Genomic DNA, 14,227 nt, shown 5'->3' with positions numbered 1-14,227 from the left:
TAAAGCGATTCATCATAATTATTGCCCCCCCATGCATCACATCTATGTCCTAATCGCTTAATTCTCGATAATCCTCGCCTCATTAAACAATCACTCAGCATCCCTAGACTCTAAATGCCAACCTAGCCTTGATTAAGCGCATCTTATCATTATGATCGTGCATGTAGACGCTTATTTCAAGCATAGCTACTTAACTCTAGTTAATTGGGCAACGTTTTCCTTAATTCCTTAATTCTCCCATTTAACCATGCACGGGTTTGATAGACCTTACATGGTTAATCACCAATTATTGGTCTCAACCTAGATTAATAACCACGGACGTGATACCTCATTAAGGGTACTGTTTTTGCGGTAAGTTTATATTTATTTATTAAAGTAATTTAATGATGAGTATTAAAGACGAACTGCTTAAGCTGCTTAAGGAGGATGAGGAGTTTAGGCTTGCTGTGATGGGCCTACTTGGTATTACTGATGTTCAGTCTTCGATTAGGCAGTTGGTTAATGCGGTTGGTGAGTTGGCTAGGACTGTTCAGAGGCTTGCTGAGGGTCAGGAGAGGCTTTGGGAGGAGAATAATAAGCTGTGGCAGGAGGTAAAGGCGTTGAGGGAGGGTCAGGATGCCATTAGAACCGACATAAACAAACTATGGGAGGAGAATAATAAGTTGTGGCAGGAGAACAGCAGGATCTGGCAGGAAATAAGGAGATTATCTGAGAATCAGGAGAAATTATGGCAGGAGTTTAGGGCGTTTAGGGAGGAGCAGGAGAGGAGGTGGCAGGAAAATGAGAGAAGGTGGGAGGAGAATAATAGGAGGTGGGAGGAGGCGTATAAGAGGTTTGAGGCTATTGAGACTGAGTTGAGGAATTTGAGGGAGGACTTCAATAAGTCAATAATGGCCTTTAATAGGAAGTTGGATGCATTGGGCGCTAGGTGGGGGGGTGTTATTTCTGAGGAGGCTTTTAGGGAAGGTATGAAGGGCGTTGTCGAGAAGATACTCGGCACGGCTAGGGTTGAGAAGTGGACGTATAACGACACCAGCGGTGAGGTTTATGGGCATCCAGCGGTTGTCGATGTTGACATCGTTGTGAGGGATGGTACGCACATACTTGTTGAGGTTAAGTCAAGTATTTCCAGGGGGGGTGATGTTGCGGAGTTCTGGAGGGTTGGTAGGCTTTATGAGAGGGTTAATGGCGTTAAGTAGGCTCGTGATCATCTCGCCGTACGTCGATGATAAGGCTGCGGAACTCGCCAGGGAGTTGGGCATTGAGGTTTATACTGACGTTATGTAAGAACGCCCCCCCTCTTTTCCCTGAGTACATTGATTATCATGATTAATAGGCCGTGCCCTTAATCATTTTCGTTGGTTATTATGATGGTGATTGGAGAATGATCAATGAGTTATTCGGTATTTTATGATAATTATTTATTTAATGGCGGTACTTATTGTTAATGCGTTAAAAGTTTCGATGGGTTGAAAAAGTAATGCTTATTAATTGCTTCTTCATGTGGAATTTAATGAATAGGGATAAGGCAGTTGGCATTGGGTTGCTTGTGATATCAATAGTGATTATACTGGCCTACATATACCTGACTTTCTTCACACCCTACACAACGCTGGTGCTTCAAATAACCGATACGCTAATAATAATCGTGGTCTTCGGAATACTCGCCTGGGTAGGCTACGCACTAGCCACAACACCACCACCAAAGCCCATTGAGGAGATTGAGAAGGAGATTGAGGCCGAGCTTAAGAAGCTTGAGGAGGAAACAAAGCAGGAGCAACAGAAGGCCCAGCAGCAACAATAACAAAACAATCAAAATCAAATCATCACTAAAAATGCATTAATCCCTAGTGGCCTCCATTCAATTACCCCCCCGATACACCACCTAAAGTGCTAACTCAATCAGTAAGCGACCACGAAATCAGCACTTAGGTAAGTCACAATATCAAAGGGGGATAATTACATGGCAGTCTCATGAAGAATTAACCCCCCCAAACCTGGCATGGTGCATGATAAGGTTTATTAATTAGCCTGTTGATTAGGTTATTGGTAATTAATGGTTGACATACTAACAGTACTGAGCATGCTGGGCAGTGTGGCGGCGGTGGTTGGACCACTAACGGCATTACTATGGGATAGGCTGAATAAACTTGAGGATAGGATCAATAAGGTCGAGGAAGGACTTGGAAATAGGATTGAGGAGGTTAGGAAGAGTCTTGGGAGTAGGCTTGATAATGTTGAGAGGAGACTCGAGAGCACCGAGAAGAGGATAGGCAATATTGAGGAGAGACTTAGCAGCCTTGAGGGTAGGCTTGAGAATGCAGAAAGGAAACTTGCAAATATTGAGAATGAGCTCAGCGGTATTAGGGTTAATATTTATGAGCTCTCTCGATCAATGCTCGGCTTCAGCAATTCATTAATTGATGTCTTGGCAATTAAGAACGTGATTACGCAGTCTGAGGCCACGGCATTGAGGGGGGGTTACCTATCCATGGTGCCCGTAGCCAGGACGAAGTACTATACGAAGGAGGATGAGGAGAAGCTTAGGTACTTAATAACGGTTAAGCCCTACGAGGAGTACACGTGGGATGACGTGAGGACCCTAAGGGAGATTGCAGATCACATGATTAAGGAATTCCGCGAAACAGGCAGGGAGGAACTCCTGGACTACGTATACAAACTACTATTCTTCACATGGATAGCCGAAAGACACCTAATAGCCGGAATAATAGGACCAAATAGGAAGAAGCAGGAACAACAAGATCAACCCAACCAAAAGCAATGCTAATGTCTTTCCCTATCTACGTATTAATTAATTAACAGGTTTCGCATGAATTTACGTGGGAGAAGGACGTAGGAAAGCCCAATAAACCTGCCAATACTCTATATAACGATTTATCAAAAAGACCGTGCCATAAGACTATGAAACTCGTTGATGAAACTATTCTCCTATATAATTAGTCCCAACACGTTATAATGATCCTCACCTAATTGGTTATTACCTTAGTGGTAAATTCCTTAACTTGTAGAAATTCCTCCCTTAGATAATATGAACCATGGCAATTGCGTCATTAAAGTTTCAAGTAAATTCGCAAATACAATAGCAATAATACCGTATATCTCATATCTCAAATACAAGGAATCTCAATAGAATTGAAGAGATATTAACAACAACGGTGATTAACCTACTTAACTAGGGTATCATCCTTACATTTCTAATAATTGACCTTGTTAATTATAACGTAACAAACATTAAGTAAAGCCACGACCACATTGACGTACCTATTAAGGTTTTAAGAAGTATGGAAAGCCTTGATATAAAGTATGTGTCAATTATGTCAAGTAGTAAAGTCTTTAAGAAATTAGGATGATCTATCGTGCGAATATGATGAGAGCTTTAGCGAGGATAAGAAATGAACAACCATTAATATTAATCAGTGAACAGAGATTATCAATTGACGTGTTGAGTGTACTACGGGAGTTGGTGGGTCGTGAAAACGTTAAATACATACTCGTCTAGGTGCTGTTGATGGGTCATGATAGGATATGCCTCTTCGGGCCTGATGGGTCTGGGAAGAGTACATTAGCGCAATTACTTGCTCAATACTTAATGAGGAATGATCATGTTAGGATTTCCTGGATCAGAGGCTCGCACATGGCCGCGTCACTACTGGCCAGGTTCCTGGCGCTATTCCCAAGCATGAGGGGTGTTGATAATCCCTATTATGGAATTTCAATACCGAAAAACCTAAGGCCCCCCCTTTGGTGGTTCCTGGAATTCATATCAGTGCTACCCAATTGGTTCTTCAGGTTCATAATGCCCAGTTTTTACGAGATCGTGATTGGCGAGAGAGGTCTCCTGGACTTCCTGGTGTGGGTCTGCGTAACCACCGAGCCAGGCTTCCTCAAGACCTTGTGGGGGGGGAGGGCAACATTGGCATTGGCAATCAAACACTGTAAGAACGTGTTCATAATTGCCGACCTCAAGACATTAATTAAGCGTAAAGGCCGTGAACCAACCGCAAGGACACTACCGAGGCAGTGGGTAATATATAATGCATTGGCTAAGTCCCTCAACCTGGTTAGCGTGGACGCGAGCAGTGGTACTCCAATTCAATCCCTAATTAAGTTAATAAAGGAATTAAATATCGCCAAGCCAAGTCATTAAATGCTCGGTGAATTCCTCTCCCTACCAGACTCAAGGAACCAAACACCAAGCCTATTAGCCTCCTCGACGCGCCCGGCATGGCCCTTAGGCAGTAAATTACCTTGATGACCCTTCCAGGGAATTTGTCGGGCATTGCCTTAACAGCATTATCTATCTTCTCAACAACCCTCCTAACAGTGTTAGGACTAGCCCTAGTCTTAGCCTCACCAACGATCGTCAACTGCCCATTAGTACCATAAACATCAAACTCAAACCGACTATTGAAATGCGTAGGCCTAGTCTCCACAATAATACCCCCCCTCTGCTTAAGGAAATACTGAACAACGTCATTGGCTTCCTCCTCTATTGACAACGTCACACGCTCTAAAGTTCTCCTAATACTCCTTATCTCCCTCCATATTTTGTTGTTTTCTCGCCATAGTTTTTCTATGTTTTCGTTGATCCTCTTGTTCTCCTGCCATAATCTCTCAATGTTCTCGTTTATTCGCTTATTCTCCTCCCACAACCTATTCACATCACTCCTTAAACCTTCGTAGCCCTCGCGTAGTGATTTAACCTCCTGCCACAGCTTATTATTCTCCTCCCAAAGCCTCTCCTGCCCCCCCCTCCCTCAATGCCCTTATCTCCTGCCAAATCTTGTTGTTCTCCTGCCACAACTTGTTTTGGTCCTCCCTCAATGCCCTAACCTCCTGCCACAATTTATCCTGGCCCTCAGCGAGTCTTTGGACTGTCTTTGTCAGTTCATTAACGGCATTAACCAACTCCCTAATCGATGACTGAATATCAGCAATACCCAACAAACCAATCACCGCAAGCCTAAACTCCTCATCCTCCCTCAACAAACGCAAAAACTCGCTCCTAAGGTTTTCGCTCATCTTATTCTTATGCTATAGACTGAATTAATAAGTCTATGTGAAATTACTTAGTGCACCAAATCATGAGGAATTCTGCGTGTTCTCTCTTCTTATCTTAATTAATGAATAACATTATTAATATTTATTAATTACTATGTTATTGAGCTATTAATGATCAATTACTGGAATGACCTGCAGACCATTAGGAGAAGGAGACCTTTAGTTCATCACCTAATGAATTACGTGGTTATGAATGATGCGGCAAATGTGACCTTAGCCGTTGGTGCATCGCCAATAATGGCGCACGCTATTGATGAGATTGAGGAGTTGGCGGCTAAGGCCGATGTCGTGTACATAAATATTGGTACGCTTGATGATAGGTGGGTTGAGTCCTTCCTATTGGCTGGTAAGGCTGCCAGTAGGAATAACGTGCCTGTGCTCCTAGACCCAGTTGGTGCTGGTGCGACTAGGTTTAGGACGGAGACTGTGCTTAGGATCCTCAATGAGGTTGAGGTTAGTGTGCTTAAGGGTAATGGTGGCGAGATGATGGCTCTGGCGGGTGTGGCTGGCATGGTTAAGGGCGTGGATTCATTGGGCGAGGCTAACCTTGATATTGCGGAGAAACTCGCTAGGGAGTATGGAGTTACGGCGGTGATCACAGGCCCTAGGGACTATGTGTCGGATGGTAAGAGGGGTGCGGTTGTTAGTAATGGAACGCCAATGCTACAATACATAACGGGTAGTGGCTGTATGGTTGGTTCAGTAATTGCAAGCTTCATGGCCATGAACAGGGACTTCCTGGTCGCCTCAGTGGAGGGCCTAGTCACGTTTGAAGTGGCAGCTGAAAAGGCTGAGAAGAGATCCTCGGGACCGGCATCATTAAAGGTGAACTTAATCGATGAATTATACAATATGAGACCCAGTGATTATGAAATGGCTAGGGTCGAAATTAAAGAGTAATTGAATATAATCAGTTCAGGGAATTCCTTAAAATATTGCAACCTCATCGTTAATTAATGAAGGCAGTTGTTGTTTATGAGAGGGGGGGTAAGTACGAAGTACGTGACGTACCAATGCCAAGACTTAATGACGGCGACGTGCTAATAAAGATAAACTACGCGGCACTGTGCTACCGCGACCTACTCCAACTCGCTGGTTATTACCCGAGAATGAAGTACCCAGTTATTTTAGGTCATGAAGCCGTTGGTGTCGTGGTTGAATCGAGAGACCCAAGGTTTAAGCCGGGGGGGGATAGGGTCGTACCGTTGCTTCACGAGCCGGATGGTACCTGCGAGTTCTGCATGCGTGGGCTTGACTCATACTGCATTAACGCGCTTAGTTATGGTGAGAACGTTGACGGATTCTTCGCTGAATACGCCAGGGTGTCAGGCAATGCATTAGTTAAGGTGCCTAATGGAGTGCCTGATGAATTGGCCGCATTCACCCTCTGCGTCGTTGCCATGGTTTACAAGGGCCTTAAAAGGGCTGGGCTAGCGTATGGAGAGACTGTCGTGGTGACTGTCGAGTGGAGGTGTTGGTATTCACGCCGTTCAATTGGCTAAGGCGTTGGGTGCCAGGGTTATAGCGATTACAAGGTCACCTGAAAAGGCCAGGTTCATTAAGCAGTTTGCTGATGAGGTGGTTACTGAGCAGAGGTTTAGTAAGGTTGTTAAGGACTTAACGAATAATGTTGGTGCGGATATAGTGATCGAGGCGGTGGGAACGCCAACCCTTGAGGAGTCGCTGAGGAGCCTACGTAGTGGAGGAAGGGTGATAATTATTGGGAATGTGAACCCTGACGAGACATACCAATTAAGGCTTGGCTACCTAATCATGAAGGATATAATAATGATCGGTAACGTTAGGTCAAACAGGTCTGATGTTGCTGAGACACTTAAGCTATTAAGTAAGGGATTTGTTAAGCCGGTCATAGCTGCCACATTCCCATTAGATAAGTTTAGTGATGCTCTGGAATTCATGAAAAATAATTCCAGAATTGGGAAGATACTTATTAGACCTTAATTCATTAATTCATTCGAATATTGTTATATTTTATTGAATTAATGATGTGGGCTTAATTTTACGTGATCAATACATATTCTACAATAGGAGAAGGCTTAATAAATAGGTCTCAGAAGGCTTAGTGTAATGCCTACGGACATAATGTGGGTTATTGGTGGACCACAGGGTGGTGGCATTGATACTGGCGCTAATGTCTTCATGAGCTGTCGCCAGGGCTGGCTACTACGTAATTGGTGACAGGGAGTACTTCTCAAACATTAAGGGTAGGCATAGCTACTTCATGGTTAGGGTTAGTGATGAACCAAAGGGTGGCTTACTAAGCACGATGGATGTATTAGTGGCCCTTGACGCCGAATCCGTATTCACTCACTTCCAGGATGTAAAGCGCGGTGGCTACGTGATAGTCGACACATCCACATTCAATACTAGACTCGACCAACTGCAGTACATGGAGGATGAGTTAAAGGAGAGACTTAGGGAGTTCTTCAGTAAGGCTGGGATTGAACCCACGGTTAAGGGAGTCATTGATTACCTGAGGAACAATGGAGTCAATGTATTAACCATGCACTATGCGGACCTACTCCAGGAGGTTAAGAAGAGGCTTCACGACATTGACTTACCATCATTGATTGGCAGGTACTCTAACGTAGTGATGACCGCCTATTCAACCGCGATAATGGGCTTACCTATCGATTACGTATTCAAGGGCCTTGAGGATGTATTCACGGGTAGGAGGGGGGGCAAACTACTTGAGTATAACAAAGCCATTGTGGAGGTGGTTTATGACTATGCAAAGCCGATAAAGACGAACATATCACTACCACCGATAAAGAGGGAGGTCAGGGCGATAATCGTTAATGGTAATGAGGCAGTGGCAATAGGTAAGATACTCGGTGGTCTCAGGTTCCAGACCTATTACCCAATAACGCCTGCGGCTGATGAGTCATTCTTCATAGAGGCCCACAACATAGTTAGCCTTGACCCCCCCGTCACGGAGGAGGCCAAGGCCCTGGAGAAGGCTGGCATAGTCGTTGTTCAGACTGAGGACGAGATATCAGCCATAAACATGGCAATAGGCGCTGGGATAGCCGGCGCAAGGGCTGCGACGGCAACGTCAGGACCTGGACTAAGCCTTATGGTTGAGGGCACGGGCTTCGCAGGAATGAATGAGGTACCAGTCGTGATAACGCACTACCAGAGGGCTGGGCCAAGCACGGGCATGGCGACGAGGAATAGCCAGTCAGACCTGAGGTTCGTAATGCACATGGGCCACGGTGAATTCCCAAGGATAGTAATCTCATCGGGTGATCACAGGGAGGCTATCGAGGATGCGTTCAAAGCCCTTAACTGGGCCGAGAGGTATCAAATGCCCGTGTTCCACCTAGTTGATAAGACCCTCGCCAACTCGTACTCAACGGTTATTTGGGATATCGATAAGAAGGCCCTTAGGATTGATAGGGGGGGGTTAGTAGTGACGAAGGATGAGAATGATTATAGGAGGTTTAGGATAACGAAGGATGGGGGGGTATCACCAAGGTCAATACCCGGGTTAGGGCCAATATTCTGGTTGACGGGTGATGAGCACGATGAGTTCGGTCACATAACCGAGGATCCAGTCACAAGGACAGAGATGTATGAGAAGAGGATGAAGAAGCTCGAGCTTGCGGATAGGGAAATACCAATCACGGATAAAGTTAGGCTATATGGACCGGAGAGCGCGGATATAACCCTCGTTGGTTGGGGATCAACAAAAGGAGTATTGCTAGACGTCATGAACATGCTAAACAGGGAGGGCTATAGGGTTAACTTCCTGCAGCTTAAGATGTTCATACCATTCCCAAGCGATTTCGTGAAGAACGCCCTAAGCAAGGGACAGTTAATAATCGATGTTGAGTCGAACTACGACGCACAAGCCGCCAGCGTGATTAGGGAGAAGACAGGCATTGAGATCAAGCACAAGGTCATTAAGGTCACGGGAAGGCCCATATTCGTTGATGAGGTTTACGATGCGGTCAAGAAGATATTGAAGGATAAGGATGAGAGGATAATACTGATGAAAGGGCCCTAATCACCCTTAAATCGTAATTGAGATCCTTAATTCTAAAACATTTATACCAGTGCTTTACACATAATTAATTATGAAGGCAGTAACCGTTATCCCAGGCATACCAGAATCGCTGAGGCTAATGGACGTACCCAAGCCCAACCCCAGTAAGGGGGGGCAGGTCTTGCTCAAGCCAATTAGAGTTGGTGTTTGTGGTACGGATAAGGAGATAATCGAGGGTAGGTACGGCAAGGCACCTGAGGGTAGTCAATACCTAATTCTTGGTCATGAGGCTGTGGCTGAGGTTGTGGAGCTTGGTGATGGTGTGGATAATGTGGGTGTTGGTGACGTAGTCGTACCAACAGTCAGGAGACCATTGAACTGCGACTTACCCGTGGACTTCTGCCCAGTTGGTCATTACCTAGAACATGGCATTTGGGGGGGTTTACACGGCCACGCAGCTGAGTACTCAGTAACTGATGCCAAGTACCTGGTTAAAGTACCCAAGGAGATAGTTGATATTGCCGTACTCACCGAACCACTCTCAGTAGTTGAGAAGGGCATTGACATGGCCATAAGGATCGGGCAGGCCAGGTTTGACTGGAAACCAAGGACCGCATTAGTGCTTGGCGCAGGCCCGTGGGTTTACTGGCCACGATGGTCCTTAGACTGATGGGCCTTAGCACGGTGACGACAGCCACTAGACCACCGGATAGCCTAAAGGCGAAGCTCGTTAAGGAGCTTGGTGGTACGTACGTGGACTCCATGACTGAGCAGATAAGCGGTGAATATGACATAGTGATTGAGGCCACTGGATCGCCACAGGTAATTAGTGAGGGGGGGCTCAGGCACATAGCACCAAATGGTGTCTATGTCTTACTCGGTGTATACCCAAGCGGTGGTTCACTGAGTGGTCTCGGCGAGTTAATGACTAACGTAGTCCTTAATAATAAGGTGATCATAGGTTCCGTGAACGCTGGGATCAGGCACTTCGAGATGGCCCTGGAACACCTGAGGAGGGCTAAGGACGAGTTCAATAACTGGCCCGCCAAGTTAATAACCAAGAGGGCGAACCTGAGTAATTACCAGGAGGCATATACGTGGACTCACGATGACATAAAGACAGTGTTAGAAATAACCCCATCATAAAATATTATTGCTCACAACCGAGGCTGCTACCCATACCTAGTCCATCATAGAGAAGCCTACAGCCCCTAAGCATCTCCTTAATGACTGGGTCATCAACATCATCGACACTAAGCACGAGTAAGTCCAGGAATAAACCCTCAGGCTTCAATGAACGAAGTCTCAATAACTCACTATGTACGTCATTAACATGCCTAAGTATAACCGCAATATCATAGTCACTATTGGTAGGTAATCACCTCTAGCCCTGGAGCCGAACAGTACTATTGTGCTCTCGGGAATCTCCTGGACAAGCCTATTCACGTACTCCTTAAGGAGCTTATCACCCTCCTCAACGTACCTAGCCAGGGTCCTTAGAAGCCGACCTAATGAATTCAATGATTCTCCTTGCATACTCCACACACCTAATTGCGGTATCCCCATTATAAACCCTAGGCTTTCTACCAGGATACCTAGATAGGGTATACTCACCACTCAGCGCATCAGCGTAAACATATAACTCCACAGGAACATCAATGCCCAACGACTTAATAGTCCTCAACAACTCAGCTAGATCATGCGTGAATGGGTACGTACCTGCCTTAGCCAATAAGAAACCCTTTAAATAAAGCTCAGCCGCCTGCTGGGCCTCGAAGCATGAGAGCCAATAAAGCCCATCCCTAATGTGGTTCTCCGCATCCCTTAGGAAGGCATCACCCTTCTCAACCCACTCACTGGGTAAATTCATTATTTTATACTATGTGGAGCGCATCTATATTAAAGTAATAACTTACGAGAAAGTGGAATAAAATGGGTAAGTATAATAGGTTATTAAGGGCTTTTGATAAATGCATTCTAGATCTCCATGAGGATAGCTGATGTGATTACGTACGTGGCCAAGGCATATGTTGGAAAACCCGTCACTGGATTCAGGGGGGGCTTTTATGAGGACGTAGCATCGAAGATTAGCCACGGATTTACTGCAGTTTACGTTAAGGTTGTGACCGATGAGGGGGGGTTAGTTGGTTGGGGGGGGTGAGGCGATCGCCAGGGAGGCCCCCCCTGAAGCCACTGCAGCAGTCATAAATAACTTATTCAAGCCCATGCTCATTGGTAAGGACCCACTGGATAATGAGGTTATTTGGGAGCAGTTATTCTCGGCAATGAGGATCCGTGGCCACTACGCAGGTTACTACGTGGAGGCTTTATCCGGGGTTGACTTGGCCCTCTGGGACATTAAGGGTAAGTACTTTGGGAAGCCCGTGTATAAGTTAATCGGTGGTGCCTTTAGGGATAGGGTTAAGGCCTACGCATCGTCGGTGCTCTTCATGAGCCCTGAGGACACTGTTAAGGAGGTTGAGAGGCTCGTGCAGGAGGGATTTCGGTATGTTAAGGTTAAGATTGGTAGGGGCTACGACATGGATAAAGCCGTGATTAAGGCAATAAGGGACTCGCTGGGTAACGATGTTGAGATAATGGTTGATGCAAACACCGCATACAATGTATCCACGGCAATTAAGGTTGGTAGGATGTTGGAGAGATACGACGTGCTTTGGTTTGAGGAACCTGTACCGCCCGACAATATTGAGGCCTACTCAAGGATTGCCAAGCCCTTGACATACCAATAGCCGCTGCCGAGACCCTATTCACCAAGTATCAATGGCTTGAATTCATGATTAGGGAGGCCGTGGACATCGTAATGCCTGACATAGCGAGGGTCGGTGGTATAACGGAGGCCATGAAAATAGCCGCCATGCTGACGCCTTCGGCATACCCATGACATTCCATGTTGGGTTATCAGGGGCTGGATGTAGGGCTGCGACACTCCAATTCGTGGCATCACTACCAAGCCACATAACCTTCACACCAACCTACGAATACTACTATGTCGAGAAAAATCCACTGGCCTATGAAATAACCAATGAGCCGGTGGAGGTATTTAAGGGAGATGATGTGGAAATACCCAATAGGCCAGGACTCGGCTTTGAATTAAATGAGGAGAGACTAAGGAAGTACATTGCCTAAACCAATGCCTATGATTAACCCATCCTTAACAGCTTCGTCATGTACTCACTCAATTTCTTAATAAGCATGAGAGCCCTCTCCCTACGTATATCAAAACCATTTTTATCAAGGAAGCCGTGATAAAATTCGCATGGAGTTTCTCCACGGAGTCGAATAAGGCCCTTAGTTCATCATCACTAAGCTCATCAGCCAACCGCTCTATTATCACCGCATAATCCCTATGACTATAGTGCTCCCAACCTCTCAATTCGGCAATTGCATTTAGTAGCGCCGTAACTGCGCCCCAGTACTTCTCACCAGCCTGCATAAGGTCATTAGCGGCATACTCCTTCTCAGCCTCACTGAGCAGTTCACTGTGGATCTTTAAGTAAATATTGACTCGGTCCTTAGAGTCTAAATCCCTGCCTATTAAATCAGCTAGATAAAGCTCAGGGCTTAATCCTTCCTCTTAGCAATCTCATTCAACAACTCCAATAGGCTTTGCATAGGTTAGATAAATTCATGTAAAAATTAATCCCTAACGCTATGCAATTAAACCATGTTATATATAACACATAAATGGCTCCCTAAGCAATAATCAATGTATGAGAATCTTCAGGCTTATTAACAATGGTTGGATTGGTAACTTCGTAATCATAGGCAATAAGGTCTATGTATTACTTAGCGACCCAATAACCGCACTCAAGCTCTATTCAGAGGGTAAAGACGTCCCGCTAGGGCCTGAGGTTAATATTAACATTGATGAATTATTAACTAAGGACTACACGTATAAAGGACTTAGGTTTACGAAGCCCTACGATCCACCGGAAGTCTGGGGGGGCAGTGGTATTGTGTATGAGGTTGCCAGGGCTAGGTATAGTGAGGAGGATGTGGCGATGATAAGGGGTAAGACCATATACGAACTCGTCTACGATGCCGAGAGACCAGAAATATTCTTTAAAGGTACGGCAAACAGATGCGTCGGCCATGGCGAGCCAATAGCCATTAGGAGTGACTCGGAATGGACGTTGCCAGAGCCTGAGCTTGGTGTCGTGATTGACTCAGTCGGTAAAATACTGGCCTACACAATTAGTGATGATGTCTCCGCAAGGGACTTGGAGGCACAAAACCCACTCTACTTGCCTCAATCGAAGATTTATAATGGGTCCTGCGCCATCGGTCCATTCCTGGTAACACCTGACGAAGTCAGTAACCCATACAACCTAACAATCAGCATGAGGATTATAAGAGGTAATTCCGTGATCTTTGAGGGCAGTATAAGCACTTCTAAGATGAGGAGGAGGGTTGAGGATCAAATAAAGTACTTAATTAGAGATAACACTGTTCCTGATGGGACATTATTATCAACAGGAACCGCCGTAATACCACCGAGACCTATAACCCTAATGCATGGGGGGGACATCGTTGAGATATCAATAACGGGACTTGGAACACAGAGAACACCCGTGATAAAACTATAAATAAAAATATAAGCCAGGTCATCAACCTTTAACTAAATGGAAATACCCAGGGAGTTAATAAAGGCTGCTGGGGGGGAGAGGGGGGGTATCGACATCACGGACTTAATAATAAATGCAATAAGTAAGAACGACCCATTAATCGGGGGGGTGAAGCTACGACTACAACTCGCTGAGAAATACCTTAATGAGGCTAAGGATTACGTTAGTAAGGGTGATGCCATTCAAGCCAGTGAGAAGCTTTACAGGGCTGCCGAGGAGTGCATTAAGGCGTTAGCGGAGAAATACAACTTGCCAGAGTTCCAACAGGCGTTGAAGGAAGGTAGGTGGTTTACGCACTATCTTCAAAAGGCTAGTAATAGGCTTGCATCAACGCTGGGGAGTTGGGTTGCGGCTGGTTGGGCGGCCGGGTACGCACTGCATGTTTGGGGCTTTCATGAGGGTAAACTAGGTGTTGAAGATTTAACAAGTTACCTGAAGCTCATTGAGGACTTAGTCACTAATGCCAGGAGAGTTATTGAGACCTAAAGTA

Annotated in this window: 17 protein-coding genes and 2 pseudogenes; 14 read left to right on the top strand and 5 right to left on the bottom strand. The window is 45.5% G+C overall.

Annotated elements, in window-relative coordinates; all coding sequences use genetic code 11:
• The first annotated feature begins 383 nt into the window (after window positions 1-383).
• From JCM11217_RS08425 to JCM11217_RS08410, 4 genes are all read left to right on the top strand, one after another.
• Entirely contained in the window at window positions 384-1,199 is an 816-nt protein-coding gene (locus JCM11217_RS08425) for a DUF3782 domain-containing protein (RefSeq protein WP_243678870.1), read from the top strand.
• 314 nt (window positions 1,200-1,513) lie between these two features.
• Window positions 1,514-1,804: a hypothetical protein gene (locus JCM11217_RS08420; protein WP_054842714.1), complete on the top strand. Its 291-nt coding sequence runs from the start codon at window positions 1,514-1,516 to the stop codon at window positions 1,802-1,804.
• Between the two features lie 252 nt (window positions 1,805-2,056).
• Window positions 2,057-2,788, top strand: a complete 732-nt coding sequence (locus JCM11217_RS08415) for a hypothetical protein (RefSeq protein ID WP_054842663.1) — start codon at window positions 2,057-2,059, stop codon at window positions 2,786-2,788.
• A 741-nt stretch (window positions 2,789-3,529) separates the two neighbouring features.
• Complete coding sequence (locus JCM11217_RS08410) at window positions 3,530-4,168, top strand: ATP-binding protein (protein ID WP_054842662.1); 639 nt, start codon at window positions 3,530-3,532, stop codon at window positions 4,166-4,168.
• Here JCM11217_RS08410 and JCM11217_RS15490 read toward each other — a convergent pair.
• A pseudogene (locus JCM11217_RS15490) lies at window positions 4,165-5,043 on the bottom strand (hypothetical protein). The gene JCM11217_RS08410 and the pseudogene JCM11217_RS15490 sit on opposite strands and share 4 nt — an antisense overlap.
• Before the next feature lie 150 nt (window positions 5,044-5,193).
• On the opposite strand from JCM11217_RS15490, the gene thiM reads away from it, so the two are divergent.
• The 6 genes from thiM to JCM11217_RS15470 all read left to right on the top strand — a co-directional run bounded on the left by thiM (window position 5,194) and on the right by JCM11217_RS15470 (window position 10,237).
• On the top strand, window positions 5,194-5,982 hold the full coding sequence (gene thiM, locus JCM11217_RS08395; RefSeq protein ID WP_054842659.1) for a hydroxyethylthiazole kinase: 789 nt from the start codon (window positions 5,194-5,196) through the stop codon (window positions 5,980-5,982).
• A gap of 56 nt (window positions 5,983-6,038) precedes the next feature.
• On the top strand, window positions 6,039-6,584 hold the full coding sequence (locus JCM11217_RS15485) for an alcohol dehydrogenase catalytic domain-containing protein (RefSeq protein WP_243678868.1): 546 nt from the start codon (window positions 6,039-6,041) through the stop codon (window positions 6,582-6,584).
• 4 nt (window positions 6,585-6,588) lie between these two features.
• Window positions 6,589-7,044: a zinc-binding dehydrogenase gene (locus JCM11217_RS15480; protein WP_243678866.1), complete on the top strand. Its 456-nt coding sequence runs from the start codon at window positions 6,589-6,591 to the stop codon at window positions 7,042-7,044.
• Between the two features lie 256 nt (window positions 7,045-7,300).
• The gene (locus JCM11217_RS08385) at window positions 7,301-9,112 is read left to right on the top strand and encodes a 2-oxoacid:ferredoxin oxidoreductase subunit alpha (RefSeq protein WP_243678959.1); all 1,812 of its coding nucleotides are present in this window, start codon (window positions 7,301-7,303) and stop codon (window positions 9,110-9,112) included.
• A 118-nt stretch (window positions 9,113-9,230) separates the two neighbouring features.
• Window positions 9,231-9,761 (top strand): alcohol dehydrogenase catalytic domain-containing protein, encoded by a 531-nt coding sequence (locus tag JCM11217_RS15475; protein WP_243678957.1) that lies wholly within the window; start codon window positions 9,231-9,233, stop codon window positions 9,759-9,761.
• The gene (locus JCM11217_RS15470) at window positions 9,746-10,237 is read left to right on the top strand and encodes a hypothetical protein (protein WP_243678865.1); all 492 of its coding nucleotides are present in this window, start codon (window positions 9,746-9,748) and stop codon (window positions 10,235-10,237) included. Before JCM11217_RS15475 ends, JCM11217_RS15470 begins: the two co-directional genes overlap by 16 nt.
• Before the next feature lie 4 nt (window positions 10,238-10,241).
• On the opposite strand, the gene JCM11217_RS15465 is transcribed toward JCM11217_RS15470, so the two are convergent.
• The 3 genes from JCM11217_RS15465 to JCM11217_RS08370 are packed head-to-tail and all read right to left on the bottom strand — an operon-like array spanning window position 10,242 to window position 10,961.
• Entirely contained in the window at window positions 10,242-10,400 is a 159-nt protein-coding gene (locus JCM11217_RS15465; protein ID WP_243678862.1) for a hypothetical protein, read from the bottom strand.
• Entirely contained in the window at window positions 10,397-10,612 is a 216-nt protein-coding gene (locus tag JCM11217_RS08375) for a hypothetical protein (protein ID WP_054842658.1), read from the bottom strand. Before JCM11217_RS08375 ends, JCM11217_RS15465 begins: the two co-directional genes overlap by 4 nt.
• Complete coding sequence (locus tag JCM11217_RS08370; RefSeq protein WP_054842657.1) at window positions 10,575-10,961, bottom strand: HEPN domain-containing protein; 387 nt, start codon at window positions 10,959-10,961, stop codon at window positions 10,575-10,577. The genes JCM11217_RS08375 and JCM11217_RS08370 overlap by 38 nt, the downstream gene beginning before the upstream one ends.
• 117 nt (window positions 10,962-11,078) lie before the next feature.
• On the opposite strand from JCM11217_RS08370, the gene JCM11217_RS15460 reads away from it, so the two are divergent.
• Both JCM11217_RS15460 and JCM11217_RS15455 read left to right on the top strand, forming a co-directional pair.
• Entirely contained in the window at window positions 11,079-11,252 is a 174-nt protein-coding gene (locus JCM11217_RS15460) for a hypothetical protein (protein WP_243678860.1), read from the top strand.
• A pseudogene (locus JCM11217_RS15455) lies at window positions 11,236-12,238 on the top strand (mandelate racemase/muconate lactonizing enzyme family protein). The gene JCM11217_RS15460 and the pseudogene JCM11217_RS15455 overlap by 17 nt, the downstream one beginning before the upstream one ends.
• A 49-nt stretch (window positions 12,239-12,287) precedes the next feature.
• On the opposite strand, the gene JCM11217_RS08355 reads toward JCM11217_RS15455, so the two are convergent.
• Window positions 12,288-12,587 carry a PaREP1 family protein gene (locus tag JCM11217_RS08355; RefSeq protein ID WP_243678956.1) on the bottom strand — a complete coding sequence of 100 codons (300 nt, stop codon included), beginning with the start codon at window positions 12,585-12,587 and terminating at the stop codon, window positions 12,288-12,290.
• 235 nt (window positions 12,588-12,822) lie between these two features.
• Between JCM11217_RS08355 and JCM11217_RS08350 the strand changes: the two genes are divergently transcribed.
• Entirely contained in the window at window positions 12,823-13,698 is an 876-nt protein-coding gene (locus tag JCM11217_RS08350; RefSeq protein WP_054842654.1) for a fumarylacetoacetate hydrolase family protein, read from the top strand.
• Window positions 13,699-13,734: 36 nt separating this feature from the next.
• On the top strand, window positions 13,735-14,223 hold the full coding sequence (locus tag JCM11217_RS08345) for a PaREP1 family protein (RefSeq protein ID WP_054842653.1): 489 nt from the start codon (window positions 13,735-13,737) through the stop codon (window positions 14,221-14,223).
• The last annotated feature ends 4 nt before the right edge of the window (window positions 14,224-14,227 follow it).

Origin of the sequence: Vulcanisaeta distributa JCM 11217 (assembly GCF_001316005.1) — an archaeon.
Classification (GTDB): Archaea; Thermoproteota; Thermoprotei; order Thermoproteales; family Thermocladiaceae; genus Vulcanisaeta; species Vulcanisaeta distributa_B.
The sequence above is the reverse complement of the archived record's forward strand: the minus strand, read 5'-3'. Positions and strand labels throughout refer to the sequence as shown.

Excerpts from the sequence above, each read along its gene's own strand:
- JCM11217_RS08425 (WP_243678870.1), top strand. The coding sequence starts at position 384 with ATGATGAGTATTAAAGACGAACTGCTTAAGCTGCTTAAGGAGGATGAG.
- JCM11217_RS08420 (WP_054842714.1), top strand. The coding sequence starts at position 1,514 with ATGAATAGGGATAAGGCAGTTGGCATTGGGTTGCTTGTGATATCAATA.
- JCM11217_RS08415 (WP_054842663.1), top strand. The coding sequence starts at position 2,057 with ATGGTTGACATACTAACAGTACTGAGCATGCTGGGCAGTGTGGCGGCG.
- JCM11217_RS08410 (WP_054842662.1), top strand. The coding sequence starts at position 3,530 with ATGGGTCATGATAGGATATGCCTCTTCGGGCCTGATGGGTCTGGGAAG.
- thiM (WP_054842659.1), top strand. The coding sequence starts at position 5,194 with ATGATCAATTACTGGAATGACCTGCAGACCATTAGGAGAAGGAGACCT.
- JCM11217_RS15485 (WP_243678868.1), top strand. The coding sequence starts at position 6,039 with ATGAAGGCAGTTGTTGTTTATGAGAGGGGGGGTAAGTACGAAGTACGT.
- JCM11217_RS15475 (WP_243678957.1), top strand. The coding sequence starts at position 9,231 with ATGGACGTACCCAAGCCCAACCCCAGTAAGGGGGGGCAGGTCTTGCTC.
- JCM11217_RS15470 (WP_243678865.1), top strand. The coding sequence starts at position 9,746 with ATGGTCCTTAGACTGATGGGCCTTAGCACGGTGACGACAGCCACTAGA.
- JCM11217_RS08370 (WP_054842657.1), bottom strand. The coding sequence starts at position 10,961 with ATGAATTTACCCAGTGAGTGGGTTGAGAAGGGTGATGCCTTCCTAAGG.
- JCM11217_RS15460 (WP_243678860.1), top strand. The coding sequence starts at position 11,079 with ATGAGGATAGCTGATGTGATTACGTACGTGGCCAAGGCATATGTTGGA.
- JCM11217_RS08350 (WP_054842654.1), top strand. The coding sequence starts at position 12,823 with ATGAGAATCTTCAGGCTTATTAACAATGGTTGGATTGGTAACTTCGTA.
- JCM11217_RS08345 (WP_054842653.1), top strand. The coding sequence starts at position 13,735 with ATGGAAATACCCAGGGAGTTAATAAAGGCTGCTGGGGGGGAGAGGGGG.